The sequence below is a fragment of the Pseudomonas sp. TYF_14 genome, assembly GCF_043105275.1.
Classification (GTDB): Bacteria; Pseudomonadota; Gammaproteobacteria; order Pseudomonadales; family Pseudomonadaceae; genus Aquipseudomonas; species Aquipseudomonas alloputida.
The window spans coordinates 17,548-31,949 of record NZ_JBICLK010000079.1; the positions used below are offsets into that span (position 1 = coordinate 17,548).

The window sequence follows — 14,402 nt, forward strand, 5'->3', positions numbered from 1 at the left end:
TCTTGCCATTGCATTCAAGTGCTGGAATGAAATGGCAACAGGCTCTTGGTGCTCGGTGAACGAAGCCGCCTGAAAAATGCGAGGCGCTCGCAAAGAAAAAACCGCACGCCAGCGAAGGCAGTGCGGTTTTCCCCGACAAGAAACGTCGACTGTAGCGTCTTAGGCCTGGTGGGCTTTGACGTAGTCGATGGCAGCTTGAACGGTAGTGATCTTCTCGGCTTCTTCGTCAGGGATTTCGGTCTCGAATTCCTCTTCCAGAGCCATCACCAGTTCAACGGTGTCAAGCGAATCGGCACCCAGGTCATCGACGAAGGACTTCTCAACAGTCACTTCTTCTTCCTTGACGCCCAGTTGCTCGGCGACGATTTTCTTGACGCGTTCTTCGATGGTGCTCATACCTAGTTTTCACTCCTAATGGATATATGTCAGGCAGCTGGCCGGTGGCTAATTTTATAGAAAGACGTTCGCTTTTCAAGCAAAACGCACCTTCAGGCTAGTCACCACACCCGCTGCCTGGAATCTGGTTGCAGCTTTATAACGGATTTTAGGCTCGCAGTATGACTCTTTTTTTACGAAACCCGTCACATTGAGTTGCAGTATTACATGTACATCCCGCCGTTGACCGGCACGGTAGCGCCGGTCACGTAGGCGGCGCCGTCGGACGCCAGGAACGAAACCACCTTGGCAATTTCGTCAGCCTGGCCCAGGCGGCCCAGCGGAATCTGGGTCTGCAGGGCTTCGCGCTGAGCTTCTGGCAGCTCGCGGGTCATGTCGGTATCGATGAAGCCTGGGGTCACCGAGTTGACGGTGATACCACGCGAACCCACTTCACGCGCCAGGGCGCGGCTGAAACCTTCCAGACCGGCCTTGGCAGCCGCGTAGTTGGCCTGACCTGCGTTACCCATGGCACCAACGACCGAGCCGATGCTGATGATACGACCCCAACGCGCCTTGGTCATGCCACGCAGCACGCCCTTGGACAGACGGTAGAGGCTGTTGAGGTTGGTGTCGATGACATCGAACCACTCGTCGTCTTTCATGCGCAGCATGAGGTTGTCGCGGGTGATACCGGCGTTGTTGACCAGGATGGCCGGCGCACCGAACTGCTCGCCAATGGCGGCCAGTACGGCTTCAACCGATTCGGCGCTGGTCACATTCAGCTCCATGCCGGTGCCGGTGATGCCGTGTTCTTTCAGGGTGGCAGCGATGCGCTCGGCGCCGGACGCCGAAGTGGCGGTACCGATCACGGTCGCGCCCTGGCGGCCCAGCTCGAGGGCGATGGCCTGGCCAATGCCACGGCTGGCGCCGGTAACCAGTGCAACTTTACCTTGCAGGCTCATGCAAGCTTCTCCAAATCAGGCCAGTGCCGCGCGGGTGGCAGCAACGGCGTCAGGGGTGTTGAGGTTGTAGGTGGTCACGCCGTCGGCGCAACGCTTGTTAAGGCCAGCCAGCACCTTGCCCGGGCCACACTCGACCAGGTTGACCGCACCGTTGGCGGCCAGGGTCTGCACGCACTCGACCCAGCGTACCGGCTGGTACAGCTGTGCCAGCAGGTCGTGCTTGAGGGCATCGAGGTCGGCGGCGACGGCTGCAGTGACGTTCTGCACCACCGGAATCTGCGGGGCCTTCCATTCGATGGCATTGACCGATTCGGCAAAGCGCTCGGCGGCTGGCTTCATCAGGGCGCAGTGCGACGGGACGCTCACCGCCAGTGGTAGGGCGCGCTTGGCACCTTTGGCCTTGCACAGCTCCATGGCGCGGTCTACCGCCGCCTTGTTACCGGCGATGACCACCTGACCAGGCGAGTTGAAGTTCACGGCGCTGACCACTTCATCTTCAGCGGCTTCGGCGCAGAGTTCCACGACCACAGCATCGTCCAGGCCGAGAATGGCAGCCATGGCGCCGTGACCGGCCGGTACGGCTTCCTGCATCAGCTGACCGCGGCGCTCGACCAGGCGAACGGCATCTTTCAGGCTGATGCTGCCGGCGGCGACCAGGGCGCTGTATTCGCCCAGGCTGTGACCGGAAACGAAGGCCGGCTTGGCACCGCCCTCTTCCAGCCACAGGCGCCACAGTGCGATGGACGCAGTAAGGATCGCCGGCTGGGTCTTGTCGGTCTGGTTAAGTTGCTCTTCCGGGCCGTCCTGGACCAGCTTCCACAGGTCGTAGCCGAGCGCTTCGGACGCTTCCTTGAAGGTTTCGATGATCACTGGCTTCTCGGCGCCGAGCTCGGCGAGCATGCCCAGCGACTGGGAACCTTGACCGGGAAAGACGAATGCGAGGGATGCAGACATTGAACAAGCCCTTATGATCTTGTCGTCGGATAGTGTGCGCCAGGCCCGAGGCCAGGCGCGGAATCTGAAAACTTGGATGGAAACACAGACCAAGCGGTCACATTTAAGCACTTCATCGGCGAAATGCCTAAGGCAACAGGTCTTCAAGGCGGCCATGCAGCCGCTGCGGCAGGTTTTCCTGAATTTCGATCAGCGCCCGCTGGATGGCACTCTGAAACCCCTGCACGCCCGCCGAGCCATGACTCTTGATGACGATACCCTGTAGCCCCAGAAAGCTCGCCCCATTATGCCGCGCCGGCGCCAGGTCAGCCTGCAGACGCTTGAGCAGCGGCATGGCAACGGCCCCGGCAACGCGGGCAAAAGCACCGCCCTTGAACAGTTTTTCGATGCGCGCACCGATCATCGTCGCCAAGCCCTCGCTGGACTTGAGCAGTATGTTGCCGACAAAACCGTCGCACACCACCACGTCTGCCTCACCCCGGTACAGGCCATCCCCTTCGACGAAACCGACATAGTTGAGGCCGCGGGCGCTCTGCAACAGCGTGGCAGCCAGCTTGACCTGCTGGTTACCCTTGATGTCCTCGGTACCGATGTTCAACAGCGCCACGCGTGGCCGATGCACACCCAGGGCCTGAGCGGCCACCGAGCCCATTACCGCGAACTGATAGAGGTTTTCGGCACTGCAGTCGACATTGGCGCCCAGATCGAGCAGTTGACAGTAACCTGTCTGGGTCGGGATCGCCGCCACCATGGCCGGCCGGTCGATACCCGGCAAGGTCTTGAGCACGAAGCGCGACAACGCCATCAGCGCCCCGGTATTGCCGGCACTGACACAGGCCTGGGCTTTTCCGTCGCGCACCAGTTCGAGGGCGATGCGCATCGACGAATCCGGCTTGCCGCGCAACGCCTGGGATGGCCGCTCGTCCATGCCGACTACCTCACTGGCGGCCACAACCTGCAGGCGCGCGCGATCCGCAGCTGGCAAGCCACTGATGAGATCTTCAAGGAGGGAGGGTTGACCGACGAGGGTCAGATGAAGCGAGGGGGTAGCCGAAAGGCAGGCAATGCTAGCCTGGACAATGCTGCGGGGACCGAAGTCCCCGCCCATTGCGTCGATCGCGATGACCTGAGCGGACAAGGATTACTCGTCAGCGCCCTTGTCGACCACTTTACGACCACGGTATACGCCTTCTGGCGAAACGTGGTGACGCAGGTGAACTTCACCGGTGGTTTTCTCTACCGACAGCGCGTTTTCCGACAGGGCGTCGTGCGAACGGCGCATGTCACGGGCAGAGCGGGATTTTTTGTTCTGCTGAACAGCCATAATTGATTAACTCCTAAACGTTTGGGTCACGCTTTAACTGCGCCAAAACACTGAACGGGTTGGACCGCGATACCTCGTCCTTGCTCGATTCGGGCTCGTCTGCGCCCGCCGGCTGCTGGCATTCTTCCGGATGATGAGCAGGCACGATTGGCAAGGCGAGCAAAAGCTCCTCCTCGACCAATGCCTGCAGATCCAAAGGATCTTCGCCCAGTTCCAGCACGTCATAGCCTTTCGGCAACGACTGGGTATTCGCACCCTCCTTCACCACGGCGTATGTACATTCGCTGTGGATCGGTAGGGTGACCAGCTCAAGACAACGCTGGCAAACCATCTTGACTTCGACGTCCAGCTCGCTGTGGATAACCACCACGTGCTGTTCATCTCGTTCAAAATCGAACTTCGCCTGCACCGTACCGACATTGTCGGAAAGCGGGTCGCAGAGTCTTTCCAAATCAGCGAGTTGCAGCGAACCGTTAAGGGTTACGCCACGATCGGCTAATTTGCGCGGGTCAACGTGAGGTGGAATCGGGTCATTCAACATAGGCGCAGCATTCTAGGGATGCCCCCCGCCCCTGTCAAAGGAAATTAGGCGGCATCGTGCGTGATAGAATTGGTTCAACCGAACCCGGAGTCTACCATGCTTCCTTTGTTACTGGCTTCCAGCTCTGCCTATCGCCGCGAACTGCTCGCACGCCTGCACCTGCCCTTCACCTGGGCAAGCCCCGATATAGACGAGCAACGCCTGGATGGCGAACCGCCCGTAGAGCTGGTGCGCCGGCTGGCCAGGCAAAAGGCCGAGGCATTGGCAGGCAGCCACCCCCGACACTTGATCATAGGCTCGGACCAGGTTGCGGTATTGGGCGAGCAGGTGCTGGGCAAGCCGCATACGTTCGAGCGCGCTTGCGAGCAACTGCTGGAGTGTAGCGGGCAGCAGGTGAGCTTTCTTACCGGGCTGGCACTGCTGAACAGCGCCACCGGGCAATGCCAGGTGGATTGCGTGCCTTTTACCGTCACGCTGCGCGAATTGAGCCGCGAGCGCGTGGAGCGCTACGTCGCGACGGAACAGCCGCTGGATTGCGCAGGGAGCTTCAAGGCGGAGGGGTTGGGGGTGAGCCTGTTCCAGAGCACCCACGGGTGCGATGCAACCAGCCTGATCGGGCTGCCACTGATTCGGCTGGTGGATATGCTGACCAAGGAAGGGGTTGTGGTTCCGTAGTCCGACTTGAGGCTTTTGGCGCCTATGAGATCGAGCGCCGCCCGCGCGGCGCATCGCGAGCAAGCTCGCTCCTACATTTGTTTCGGGCCAATTATGCCTGTGGGATTTGGGCGCGAACGCTTTGGCGCATGGCGCGATATCGCGCCGTACAAACAAGGCGGTCGCGTGCGCCTGACACAGGATGGATTGGCCCGAAACAAATGTAGGAGCGAGCTTGCTCGCGATGCGCCGCGCGGGCGGCGCTCGATCTCACAAACACCACAAAACGTGCGACAGGGCGTTCAACGCAACTGCGGCCCCTGGAACCCCATCCACATCGCCAGGTGCTCAGCCACGCTGGCACCCACGCGCTTGGAGAAGCGATCGAAAGGCGACTCCTGAACGGTGAAGTCAACCAACTCCTTCTCGCCCACGATCTCACGCGCCACATAGCTGGCACTGCCCAAGCCATCCACCAGCCCCAGCGCCTTGGCCTGCTCACCCGACCAGATCAGGCCGCTGAACAACTCCGGGTGCTCCTTATCCTTCAGGCGCTCACCCCGCCCCTGCTTGACCATGGCGATGAACTGCCGGTGCGTGGTATCCAGCACACCCTGCCAGAAACGGGTCTCTTCTGGTTTTTCCGGCGAAAACGGATCAAGGAACGCCTTGTGCTCACCCGATGTATAGGCACGGCGCTCGACCCCTAGCTTCTCCATGGTGCCAACAAAGCCATAACCCGCCGCCGTCACCCCAATGGACCCCACCAGACTGGCCTTGTCGGCATAGATCTCGTCTGCCGCACTGGCGATGTAATAGGCACCGGAAGCACCAAGATCAGCGATCACCGCATACAGCTTGATGGCGGGATATTCGGCACGCAGGCGACGGATTTCGTCATACACGTAACCCGCCTGCACCGGGCTGCCACCCGGGCTGTTGATGCGCATCACCACAGCCTTGGTCTTGTCGTCCTTGAACGCTTCGCGCAGGCTCTTGACGATGTTATCGGCGCTGGCAGCCTCCTGATCGGCAATCACCCCGCGCACCTCGACCAGCGCGGTATGGCTGGCACTGCGCGAAGCGGCCTTGTCCATGTCCATCAGCGGCGAGAACAACGCCAGAATGCCGAACAGGTAGACGAAGGTCAGCAGCTTGAAGAAGATCCCCCAGCGCCGCGACCGTCGCTGCTCCTGCACGCTGGCCAGCAAGGTCTTTTCCAGCAGCTTCCAGCTGTTGCGCTCTTCGCGCTCCCCGGGCTCGGCCTCAGGGGCTTTCCATTCGTCTGCCATGCTTACCTACCTTGGAAGTGGAATTGCGGAACCACCCAGCCACTCGCGCAACTGGGAAAAGTGATCGATGCATACCTGCGGGCCAAACTCGGCCAGCGCCTGCAGCGACATGGCACCATAGCCAACCGCCACCGAATGCATGCCGGCATTGCTGGCCATCTGCAGGTCGAATGCCGAATCTCCGACCATCAGCGCACGCGACGGTTCGACGCCACAATGCCCGAGGATTTCCTCAAGCATCAGCGGGTGTGGCTTGCCACGGGTCTCGTCAGCGGCGCGGGTGATATCGAAGAACCGCTCCCAGCCATTGGCCTTGAGCACCCGATCCAGCCCGCGACGGGCCTTGCCGGTGGCCACCGCCAGGCGGTAACCCTCGGCGCGGAAGGCATCCAGCGACTCGACCACGCCATCGAACAACGGCGAAGGTTGCTGATCCAGCGCAACGTAGACATCGGCATAGTGCTGGCGGAAGCTGGCAACCTCTGCAGGCGCCAGGTGCGGGTACAGGGTGTGGATCGCCTCGTCCAAGGCCAGACCGATGATACCCTTGACCGCAGCGTCGCTGCTCTGCGCCTCGCCGGCACGCTCTGCGGCGACATTCATGGCCTCGACGATACGCCCAATGGAATCGGCCAGGGTGCCGTCCCAGTCGAAGATCAGTAGCTCATAGCCTTTTTTCATGGATCAGGGCGCACTCAGACGTTCAACGGTTTTCGCCCAGACCTCATCCACAGGCGCCTCGAGCTTCAATTCACCGCCGTCCGGCAGCGGTACAGTCAACGCGTAGGCATGCAGGAACAGGCGTTTGCCGCCCAACTCGCGAATTTCCCGGCTGAAGTCTTCGTCGCCGTATTTGCTGTCGCCAGCGATCATGTGCCCGGCATGCAGGGTGTGCACGCGGATCTGATGGGTACGACCGGTGATCGGGCGCGCCTCGACGATGGTGGCAAAGTCACCAAAACGGCGCAGGACGCGAAACAGGGTCAGCGCCTCCTTGCCTTCCTCGTTCACTTCGACCATGCGCTCGCCGGAACGCAGGTTGCTCTTGAGCAACGGCGCGTTGACCTGCTTTTTCGAGGTTGGCCAATGGCCGCGCACCAGCGCCATGTAGCGCTTATCGACACCATCACCGCGCAGGGCGGCATGCAGGTGACGCAGCATGCTGCGCTTCTTGGCGATCATCAACAGACCAGACGTGTCGCGATCCAGGCGGTGCACCAGCTCCAGCTCCTTGGCGTCCGGGCGCAACTGGCGCAGCGCCTCGATCACCCCGAAGCTCAGGCCACTGCCGCCGTGCACGGCGATGCCGGCCGGCTTGTTCATCACGATAAGCGCTTTGTCCTCGTAGACAATGGCGGCTTCCAGACGCTGCAGCAGGCCTTGGGCCACCGGAGCCGGTTCGTCTCGTTCCGGCAAGCGGACGGGCGGGACCCGCACGATGTCGCCGGCCTGGATCTTGTACTCCGGCTTGACGCGGCCCTTGTTGACCCTCACCTCACCCTTGCGCAGGATGCGGTAGACCAGTGTCTTGGGCACGCCCTTGAGGGCCGTGATGAGGAAATTATCGATGCGTTGGCCGGCAAGCTCCGGCGCGACTTCGATCAGCTGAACGCCGGAAGTCGGAGGGGTATTGGTCGTCATTACGGGATCATAACAATTTTTTATGGAATTGAAGCACTTAATCATTGCTGCTATAGTCGCGAACGCCGCCAAAAGCGGCAGGCCAGCGGCACCAGGCTCTTTGCCGGTCCCTGACCTTCGCAATTCTCCAGGACGCGAGGCCGTCCTACGGGGTTTTCGCCAGTTTACCGAAATGCCTGGAATCGCCACCAGCGCCGTGTAGAGAAGACCGAAAAAAAACGACAAGTGCGGTGTTTCACCTGCTTACCCGATTCTTTTCGCTGCACCTCTGCCCGCGAGTCGCTTCCACGCATCGCCCGGCGAATGCTTCGGAAATACCTGCCTTGGACATGAATGGCGCCAGCGCAGAACCAGCGCTGGCGAAAAATGCAACCCGTTGCGGATTCAGCGCGCGGCAGCACCCGAATTATCAGGGATACGTGCAGGGTGGAGATGCACAGCCCTCGGACCGTGTAGCACCGCGTCCGGCCACCAGCCCACTGACGGCTGGTGAGCGGATAAGGTCCTGAACAGATGCCCTCCGGGCGTCCACGGCTGACGGTTGATTCCTCCTCCTGACTGAGTGCACAAGGCCCGCTTGGTTGATTCGGATACCTATTCGAAGCCACCGGGGCCTTGTTGGCACCGCAGCAAACAGGACGCGTCGTCGCGACAACGGCAGGCTGGGCAACCGGCTGGTGCCGAACGTCGCTCGACACGGGGGTGGCCCGGCCACCCTTTGCGCACCTTGGCACCGACCATGAGACGTCGTGTGTGCCGAACGCCGTTTCCGGCAGCCCGGAAACCGACGGTACAACATGAAAAGAATGCTGATTAACGCGACTCAACCCGAAGAGTTGCGTGTAGCCCTGGTGGACGGCCAACGTCTCTACGACCTGGACATCGAGTCCGGCGCGCGCGAGCAGAAAAAGGCCAACATCTACAAAGGCAAGATCACCCGCATCGAACCCAGCCTCGAAGCCGCCTTCGTCGACTTCGGCTCCGAACGTCACGGCTTCCTGCCGCTGAAAGAAATCTCCCGCGAGTACTTCAAGAAGGCCCCGGAAGGCCGGGTCAACATCAAGGAAGTGCTCAGCGAAGGCCAGGAAGTCATCGTTCAGGTCGAGAAGGAAGAGCGCGGCAACAAAGGCGCCGCCCTCACCACCTTCATCAGCCTGGCCGGCCGCTACCTGGTGCTGATGCCCAACAACCCGCGTGCCGGTGGCATCTCCCGCCGCATCGAAGGCGAAGAGCGCAACGAACTGCGCGAAGCCCTGAACGGCCTGACCGTACCGGGCGACATGGGCCTGATCGTGCGCACCGCCGGCCTTGGCCGCAGCAGCGAAGAAATGCAGTGGGACCTGGACTACCTGCTGCAGCTGTGGACCGCCATCAAGGAAGCGTCCCTGGACCGCGCCGCGCCATTCCTGATCTACCAGGAAAGCAACGTCATCATCCGCGCCATCCGCGACTACCTGCGTCAGGACATCGGCGAAGTACTGATCGACAGCATCGACGCCCAGGAAGAAGCGCTGACCTTCATCCGCCAGGTGATGCCGCAGTACGCCAGCAAGGTCAAGCTGTACGAAGACAGCGTACCGCTGTTCAACCGCTTCCAGATCGAAAGCCAGATCGAGACCGCCTTCCAGCGCGTGGTCGACCTGCCGTCCGGCGGTTCGATCGTGATCGACCCGACCGAAGCCCTGGTGTCGATCGACATCAACTCGGCGCGCGCCACCAAAGGCAGCGACATCGAAGAAACCGCCCTGCAGACCAACCTGGAAGCGGCCGAGGAAATCGCCCGCCAGCTGCGCCTGCGTGACATCGGCGGCCTGATCGTCATCGACTTCATCGACATGACCCCGGCGAAGAACCAGCGCGCTGTTGAAGAGCGCGTGCGTGAATGCCTGGAAGCCGACCGCGCCCGCGTGCAGGTTGGCCGCATCTCGCGCTTCGGCCTGCTGGAAATGTCCCGTCAGCGTCTACGCCCATCGCTGGGCGAAAGCAGCGGCATCGTCTGCCCACGCTGCTCCGGCACCGGCATCATCCGTGACGTCGAATCGCTGTCGCTGGCCATCCTGCGCCTGATCGAAGAAGAAGCCCTGAAGGACCGCACCGCCGAAGTACGTGCTCAAGTGCCGATCCCGGTAGCCGCGTTCCTGCTGAACGAAAAGCGTAACTCGATCACCAAGATCGAGCTGCGCACCCGTGCGCGCATCATCATCCTGCCGAACGACCACCTGGAAACCCCTCACTTCGAAGTCCAGCGCCTGCGCGACGACAACCCTGAAGTGCTGAACAACCAGTCCAGCTACGAAATCGCCGCCGCCGAAGCCGAAGAAGCGCCGCAACCGACCGCCACCCGCACCCTGGTACGCCAGGAAGCCGCAGTGAAGACGGCCCCGGCCCGCGCCAACGCACCGGTACCGGCCGCCGCTGAAGAGCCCCAGGCTGCCGCGCCGGTCGCCCCTGCCCCGAGCGCTCCGGAGCCAAGCCTGTTCAAAGGCCTGGTGAAGTCGCTGGTGAGCCTGTTCGCCGGCAAGGACGAGCCTGCCGCCGCGCCAGTGGTGCCCGCCGCCGAAAAACCGGCTGCCGAGCGCAGCCCGCGCAACGAAGAACGCCGCAACGGCCGCCAGCAAAGCCGCAACCGCAACGGCCGCCGCGACGAAGAACGCAAGCCGCGTGAAGAGCGTGCCGAGCGCGCACCGCGTGAAGAGCGTGCACCGCGCGAGGAACGCGCCCCACGCGAAGAGCGTGCACCGCGCGAGGAACGCGCCCCACGCGAAGAGCGTGCACCGCGCGAGGAACGTGCCCCACGTGAAGAGCGTGCACCGCGTGAAGAACGTGCGCCGCGCCAGCCACGCGAAGACCGCCGTGGCAACCGCGGCGAAGAGCGCGTTCGCGAACTGCGCGAGCCGCTGGACGCTACCCCGCCAGCCGAACGCGAAGAGCGCCAGCCGCGTGAAGAACGTGTAGCCCGCGAAGAGCGAGCGCCACGTGAAGAGCGCGCACCGCGTGAAGAGCGTGCTCCACGTGAAGAACGCGCACCGCGTGAAGAGCGTGCCCCACGTGAAGAACGCGCCCCTCGCGAAGAACGTGCTCCACGTGAAGAACGCGCACCGCGCGAAGAGCGTGCTCCACGCGAAGAACGCGCCCCGCGCCCACCACGCGAAGAGCGCCAACCACGCGCTGCCGAAGAAGCAACCGAACAGGCAGCCGAGCTGGCCGAAGAGCAACTGCCAGGCGAAGAGCTGCTGCAAGACGAGCAGGAAGGCACCGATGGCGAGCGCCCGCGCCGCCGCTCCCGTGGCCAGCGTCGTCGCAGCAACCGTCGTGAGCGTCAGCGCAATGCCAACGGCGAGCTGATCGACGGCAGTGAAGAAGAAGGCAGCGAAGAGCAGCCACAACAGCACCAGGCCACCGAGCTGGGTGCCGAACTGGCTGCCGGCCTTGCCGTGACGGCTGCTGTCGCCAGCAGCAACATCAGCTCCGACGCAGAAGCCCAGGCCAACCAGCAGGCCGAGCGTGCTACCGCCGAAGTCGCTGCCGTTGCAGAAACCGACAACAGCGAAGCCGCCCAACCGGTCGAGCAGGTCGAAGCGGCCACCAAAGCTGAAGAAGCGTCCGTGGCCCCAGCGGTCGAGCAGCCGGTCACCGAGCCAGTGGCCGCAGCCGAGGCAACTGCCGAGCCTGTGGTCGAAGTGGCCCCGCAGCCTGTCGCTGAAGATGCACCTGCTGTTGAGCCGGTCGTGGTTGCAGAAACCGCGGTCACTGAAACCCCGGCAGAAGCCCCAGTGGTAGAAGCCGGTGAAATCGAACAGGCCCCGGCCGTGGTCGAAGTCGCTCCGGTTGCCGCACAGCCTGCCCCGGTTGTCGAAGCCCAGCCAGAAGTGGTGGCCGAGCCTGCACCTGCGGTGGTCGAACCTGCACCTGCAGTGGTCGAACCTGCCACTGTCATGCTGGCCAACGGCCGTGCACCGAACGACCCACGTGAAGTGCGTCGCCGCAAGCGGGAGGCCGAGGCTGCTGCCAAAGCGGCACAGGAAGCTGCTGCAGCTTCCCAGGAACCAGCCCTGGAAGCCGCCGATGAGCACAAACCTCATCACGGCTGATAGCCAAAGCTGAATGAAAAAGCCCCGCCAGTGCAAACTGGCGGGGCTTTTTTTGGTTTGCCTGACGGGCCTCTTCGCGGGTAAACCCGCTCCTACGGGGGTTCACAGCCGGCAAATCAGTAAAGATTAGGCTCCATCTCCAGCTCAACCCCAAACCGCTCGAAGATATCCGCCTGAATCTTGCACGCCAGCGCTTGCATCTGCGCCCCGCTCGCCTGGCCATAGTTGACCAGCACCAGCGACTGCAAGCGATGCACGCCAGCATCACCCTCACGATGACCCTTCCAGCCCGCCTGCTCAATCAACCAGCCCGCCGCCAGTTTCACCTGACCATCAGCCTGTGGGTATGCCACGACACCGGGATACTGCGCACGAATTCGCTCGACCAGATCAGCCGTTACCACCGGGTTCTTGAAGAAGCTCCCGGCATTGCCCAGCTCTGCCGGATCTGGCAGCTTCTCGCGGCGAATGCTGCAGATTGCATCACTGATCGCTTGCGCGGTCAGCTCGGTCACACCCCGCTCAGACAGGCGTTGGCGCACCGGGCCGTAATCCAGATGAGCGTGCAGGGTGCGGGTCAGGGCAAAGCGCACACGCAGGATCAACCAGCGGCCAGGGTTGCGCTTGAAAAGGCTGTCACGATAGCCGAAAGCACATTCCGCCAAACTGAAGTCACGCAGCGCGCCCGTCTCACGGTCCAGGGCTGTCAGCCCGGCGAACACGTCCTTGATCTCCACCCCGTATGCGCCCACGTTCTGCATCGGCGCAGCACCGACGGTGCCGGGGATCAGGCTGAGGTTCTCCAGCCCGCAATAGCCCTGCGCCAGCGTCCACTGCACAAAAGCGTGCCACGGCTCACCGGCCTCGGCCTCGACCACGATACGCTCGCCATCGTCACTGAGCACACGCCGACCGCGGCTGGCCATGTGCAGCACCAGTGCATCGATATCGCGGGTCAGCAGCAGGTTGCTGCCACCCCCGATCACCAGTACCGGCAGGCCCCTTTGCTGTGCCTGGCCCAATGCCTGGCGCACCTGCTGGTCGTCCTGCACCTGACTGAAATAGCGCGCCTTCACGTCGATGCCGAAGGTATTGTACGGCTTGAGCGATACCTGCTCCTGCCACTGCACTGTCATAGACGCCCCTTGATTTCCAGTACCAGCGCCTGGCAAGCCGCTTCCACCAGATCCAGCACCTGCTCGAAGCCGTCGGCGCCACCGTAGTAAGGGTCTGGCACTTCATCCAGGGCTGCACCGTAGCGGCGCAGGAACAGGTCGAGTTCACCCACTGCCGTGGACGGGCGCAAGGCGCGCAAATCGCGCAGGTTGTGCTCATCCATGGCCAACACCAGGTCGTATTCGGCGAAGTGCGATGCCTTGACCTGTTGGGCGCGTTGCTGCGACAGATCATAACCACGCGCCAGCGCCGCCTTGCAGGTGCGGCTGTCTGGCGCCTTGCCGACATGCCAATCGCCGGTGCCGGCAGAAGCCACCTGCACCTTGTCAGCGAGCCCGGCGGCGTGCAATTGATGGCGCAGCACGCCTTCGGCGGTGGGCGAGCGGCAGATGTTGCCCAGGCACACGAACAGGACGCGCATCAGGCCTCCAGCAAGCGCCGTACGCGCTCCAGATCCTCAGGGGTGTCGACACCCACGGCAGGCGCCTCGATGGCGTCCTCAATGTGAATGCGTACGCCGTGCCACAGGGCACGCAGCTGCTCCAGCGCTTCAGCCTGCTCGAGCCAGCATGGGCCCCAGCTGACGAAGTCGTGCAGGAAGCCGACACGGTAGGCGTACATGCCAATATGGCGGCGATAGGGCACCCCTTCCGGCAGCACATCGCGGGCCTTGGCGAAGGTATCGCGGGCCCAGGGCAGCGGCGCTCGGCTGAACGTCAGGGCCAGGCCGTTCTTGTCACTCACCACCTTGACCGCGTTAGGGTTGAACACGGTTTCCGGCTCATGGATCGGCTCGGCCAAGGTGGCGATGCCCGCTTCCGGATGCGCAGCCAGGTTGGCCGCCACCTGGTCGATGATCACCGGCGGGATCAGCGGCTCGTCGCCCTGCACGTTGACCACGATGGCGTCAGCCGGCAAACCGAGGTACGCGGCCACTTCGGCCAGGCGGTCAGTGCCCGATTCATGATCGGCACGGGTCATCAGCACTTCGGCGCCGAAGGCCTGGCAGGCTTCAAGGATGCTGGTGTCGTCGGTGGCGATGACCACACGGCTGGCACCGCTCTTGCGGGCCTGCTCCCACACATGTTGCACCATCGGCTTGCCGGCAATCAGCAGCAGCGGTTTGCCTGGCAGGCGGGTGGAGCGCAGCCGGGCGGGGATTACTACCGTAAATTCCAGGCTCATTTGTCAAGACGCTCGTCGTCGGTCAGGGTGCGTGCCTCGCTTTCCAGCATGACCGGGATACCGTCGCGAATCGGGTAGGCCAGGCCAGCGCCCTTGCTGATCAGCTCGGTCTTGTCGGCGCTCAACTTGAGCGGGCCCTTGGTGATCGGGCAGGCCAGGATATCGAGCAGTTTGGTGTCCATTGGAGGCTTCCTTTAGGCCAGG

General features: G+C 62.7%; 15 protein-coding genes. 2 read left to right on the forward strand and 13 right to left on the reverse strand.

Annotated features, from left to right (window positions below; genetic code table 11):
• Positions 1–159: 159 nt before the first annotated feature.
• The 6 genes from acpP to ACF8O8_RS20155 form a co-directional block, all read right to left on the reverse strand.
• Complete coding sequence (acpP, locus tag ACF8O8_RS20130) at positions 160–396, reverse strand: acyl carrier protein (protein WP_010952937.1); 237 nt, start codon at positions 394–396, stop codon at positions 160–162.
• 203 nt (positions 397–599) lie between these two features.
• Entirely contained in the window at positions 600–1,340 is a 741-nt protein-coding gene (fabG, locus tag ACF8O8_RS20135) for a 3-oxoacyl-ACP reductase FabG (protein ID WP_003247160.1), read from the reverse strand.
• Positions 1,341–1,355: 15 nt separating this feature from the next.
• Complete coding sequence (gene fabD, locus ACF8O8_RS20140; RefSeq protein ID WP_010952936.1) at positions 1,356–2,294, reverse strand: ACP S-malonyltransferase; 939 nt, start codon at positions 2,292–2,294, stop codon at positions 1,356–1,358.
• Between the two features lie 127 nt (positions 2,295–2,421).
• Positions 2,422–3,432: a phosphate acyltransferase PlsX gene (gene plsX / locus ACF8O8_RS20145; protein WP_010952935.1), complete on the reverse strand. Its 1,011-nt coding sequence runs from the start codon at positions 3,430–3,432 to the stop codon at positions 2,422–2,424.
• Positions 3,433–3,435: 3 nt separating this feature from the next.
• Positions 3,436–3,618: a 50S ribosomal protein L32 gene (rpmF, locus tag ACF8O8_RS20150; protein WP_003247154.1), complete on the reverse strand. Its 183-nt coding sequence runs from the start codon at positions 3,616–3,618 to the stop codon at positions 3,436–3,438.
• Positions 3,619–3,631: 13 nt separating this feature from the next.
• Positions 3,632–4,159 carry a YceD family protein gene (locus ACF8O8_RS20155; protein ID WP_010952934.1) on the reverse strand — a complete coding sequence of 176 codons (528 nt, stop codon included), beginning with the start codon at positions 4,157–4,159 and terminating at the stop codon, positions 3,632–3,634.
• A 96-nt stretch (positions 4,160–4,255) separates the two neighbouring features.
• On the opposite strand from ACF8O8_RS20155, the gene ACF8O8_RS20160 reads away from it, so the two are divergent.
• Positions 4,256–4,834, forward strand: a complete 579-nt coding sequence (locus ACF8O8_RS20160) for a Maf family protein (protein ID WP_392510326.1) — start codon at positions 4,256–4,258, stop codon at positions 4,832–4,834.
• Positions 4,835–5,115: 281 nt separating this feature from the next.
• On the opposite strand, the gene ACF8O8_RS20165 is transcribed toward ACF8O8_RS20160, so the two are convergent.
• From ACF8O8_RS20165 to rluC, 3 genes are read right to left on the reverse strand one after another with little or no spacing between them, the layout of a single operon-like run.
• On the reverse strand, positions 5,116–6,105 hold the full coding sequence (locus ACF8O8_RS20165; protein ID WP_010952932.1) for a S49 family peptidase: 990 nt from the start codon (positions 6,103–6,105) through the stop codon (positions 5,116–5,118).
• Positions 6,106–6,111: 6 nt separating this feature from the next.
• Positions 6,112–6,786, reverse strand: a complete 675-nt coding sequence (locus ACF8O8_RS20170; protein WP_010952931.1) for an HAD family hydrolase — start codon at positions 6,784–6,786, stop codon at positions 6,112–6,114.
• A gap of 3 nt (positions 6,787–6,789) precedes the next feature.
• A complete protein-coding gene (gene rluC / locus ACF8O8_RS20175) occupies positions 6,790–7,746 on the reverse strand; it encodes a 23S rRNA pseudouridine(955/2504/2580) synthase RluC (protein ID WP_049586857.1) in 957 nt (318 codons plus the stop codon).
• Positions 7,747–8,543: 797 nt separating this feature from the next.
• Between rluC and rne the strand changes: the two genes are divergently transcribed.
• Complete coding sequence (gene rne, locus ACF8O8_RS20180) at positions 8,544–11,837, forward strand: ribonuclease E (protein WP_392510327.1); 3,294 nt, start codon at positions 8,544–8,546, stop codon at positions 11,835–11,837.
• Positions 11,838–11,953: 116 nt separating this feature from the next.
• Here the strand turns inward: rne and murB are convergent, their stop codons facing one another.
• The 4 genes from murB to ACF8O8_RS20200 are packed head-to-tail and all read right to left on the reverse strand — an operon-like array spanning position 11,954 to position 14,380.
• Positions 11,954–12,973: a UDP-N-acetylmuramate dehydrogenase gene (gene murB / locus ACF8O8_RS20185; protein ID WP_392510328.1), complete on the reverse strand. Its 1,020-nt coding sequence runs from the start codon at positions 12,971–12,973 to the stop codon at positions 11,954–11,956.
• Positions 12,970–13,434, reverse strand: a complete 465-nt coding sequence (locus tag ACF8O8_RS20190) for a low molecular weight protein-tyrosine-phosphatase (RefSeq protein ID WP_004575950.1) — start codon at positions 13,432–13,434, stop codon at positions 12,970–12,972. Before ACF8O8_RS20190 ends, murB begins: the two co-directional genes overlap by 4 nt.
• Positions 13,434–14,198 carry a 3-deoxy-manno-octulosonate cytidylyltransferase gene (gene kdsB, locus ACF8O8_RS20195; RefSeq protein WP_003247143.1) on the reverse strand — a complete coding sequence of 255 codons (765 nt, stop codon included), beginning with the start codon at positions 14,196–14,198 and terminating at the stop codon, positions 13,434–13,436. Before kdsB ends, ACF8O8_RS20190 begins: the two co-directional genes overlap by 1 nt.
• A complete protein-coding gene (locus ACF8O8_RS20200; RefSeq protein ID WP_003247142.1) occupies positions 14,195–14,380 on the reverse strand; it encodes a Trm112 family protein in 186 nt (61 codons plus the stop codon). The genes kdsB and ACF8O8_RS20200 overlap by 4 nt, the downstream gene beginning before the upstream one ends.
• Positions 14,381–14,402: the final 22 nt, after the last annotated feature.

Coding starts and splice junctions, on each gene's coding strand:
- ACF8O8_RS20170 (WP_010952931.1), bottom strand. CDS start 6,786: ATGAAAAAAGGCTATGAGCTACTGATCTTCGACTGGGACGGCACCCTG.
- ACF8O8_RS20160 (WP_392510326.1), top strand. CDS start 4,256: ATGCTTCCTTTGTTACTGGCTTCCAGCTCTGCCTATCGCCGCGAACTG.
- ACF8O8_RS20200 (WP_003247142.1), bottom strand. CDS start 14,380: ATGGACACCAAACTGCTCGATATCCTGGCCTGCCCGATCACCAAGGGC.
- fabG (WP_003247160.1), bottom strand. CDS start 1,340: ATGAGCCTGCAAGGTAAAGTTGCACTGGTTACCGGCGCCAGCCGTGGC.
- ACF8O8_RS20165 (WP_010952932.1), bottom strand. CDS start 6,105: ATGGCAGACGAATGGAAAGCCCCTGAGGCCGAGCCCGGGGAGCGCGAA.
- acpP (WP_010952937.1), bottom strand. CDS start 396: ATGAGCACCATCGAAGAACGCGTCAAGAAAATCGTCGCCGAGCAACTG.
- murB (WP_392510328.1), bottom strand. CDS start 12,973: ATGACAGTGCAGTGGCAGGAGCAGGTATCGCTCAAGCCGTACAATACC.
- ACF8O8_RS20155 (WP_010952934.1), bottom strand. CDS start 4,159: ATGTTGAATGACCCGATTCCACCTCACGTTGACCCGCGCAAATTAGCC.
- rne (WP_392510327.1), top strand. CDS start 8,544: ATGAAAAGAATGCTGATTAACGCGACTCAACCCGAAGAGTTGCGTGTA.
- kdsB (WP_003247143.1), bottom strand. CDS start 14,198: ATGAGCCTGGAATTTACGGTAGTAATCCCCGCCCGGCTGCGCTCCACC.
- rpmF (WP_003247154.1), bottom strand. CDS start 3,618: ATGGCTGTTCAGCAGAACAAAAAATCCCGCTCTGCCCGTGACATGCGC.
- ACF8O8_RS20190 (WP_004575950.1), bottom strand. CDS start 13,434: ATGCGCGTCCTGTTCGTGTGCCTGGGCAACATCTGCCGCTCGCCCACC.
- rluC (WP_049586857.1), bottom strand. CDS start 7,746: ATGACGACCAATACCCCTCCGACTTCCGGCGTTCAGCTGATCGAAGTC.
- fabD (WP_010952936.1), bottom strand. CDS start 2,294: ATGTCTGCATCCCTCGCATTCGTCTTTCCCGGTCAAGGTTCCCAGTCG.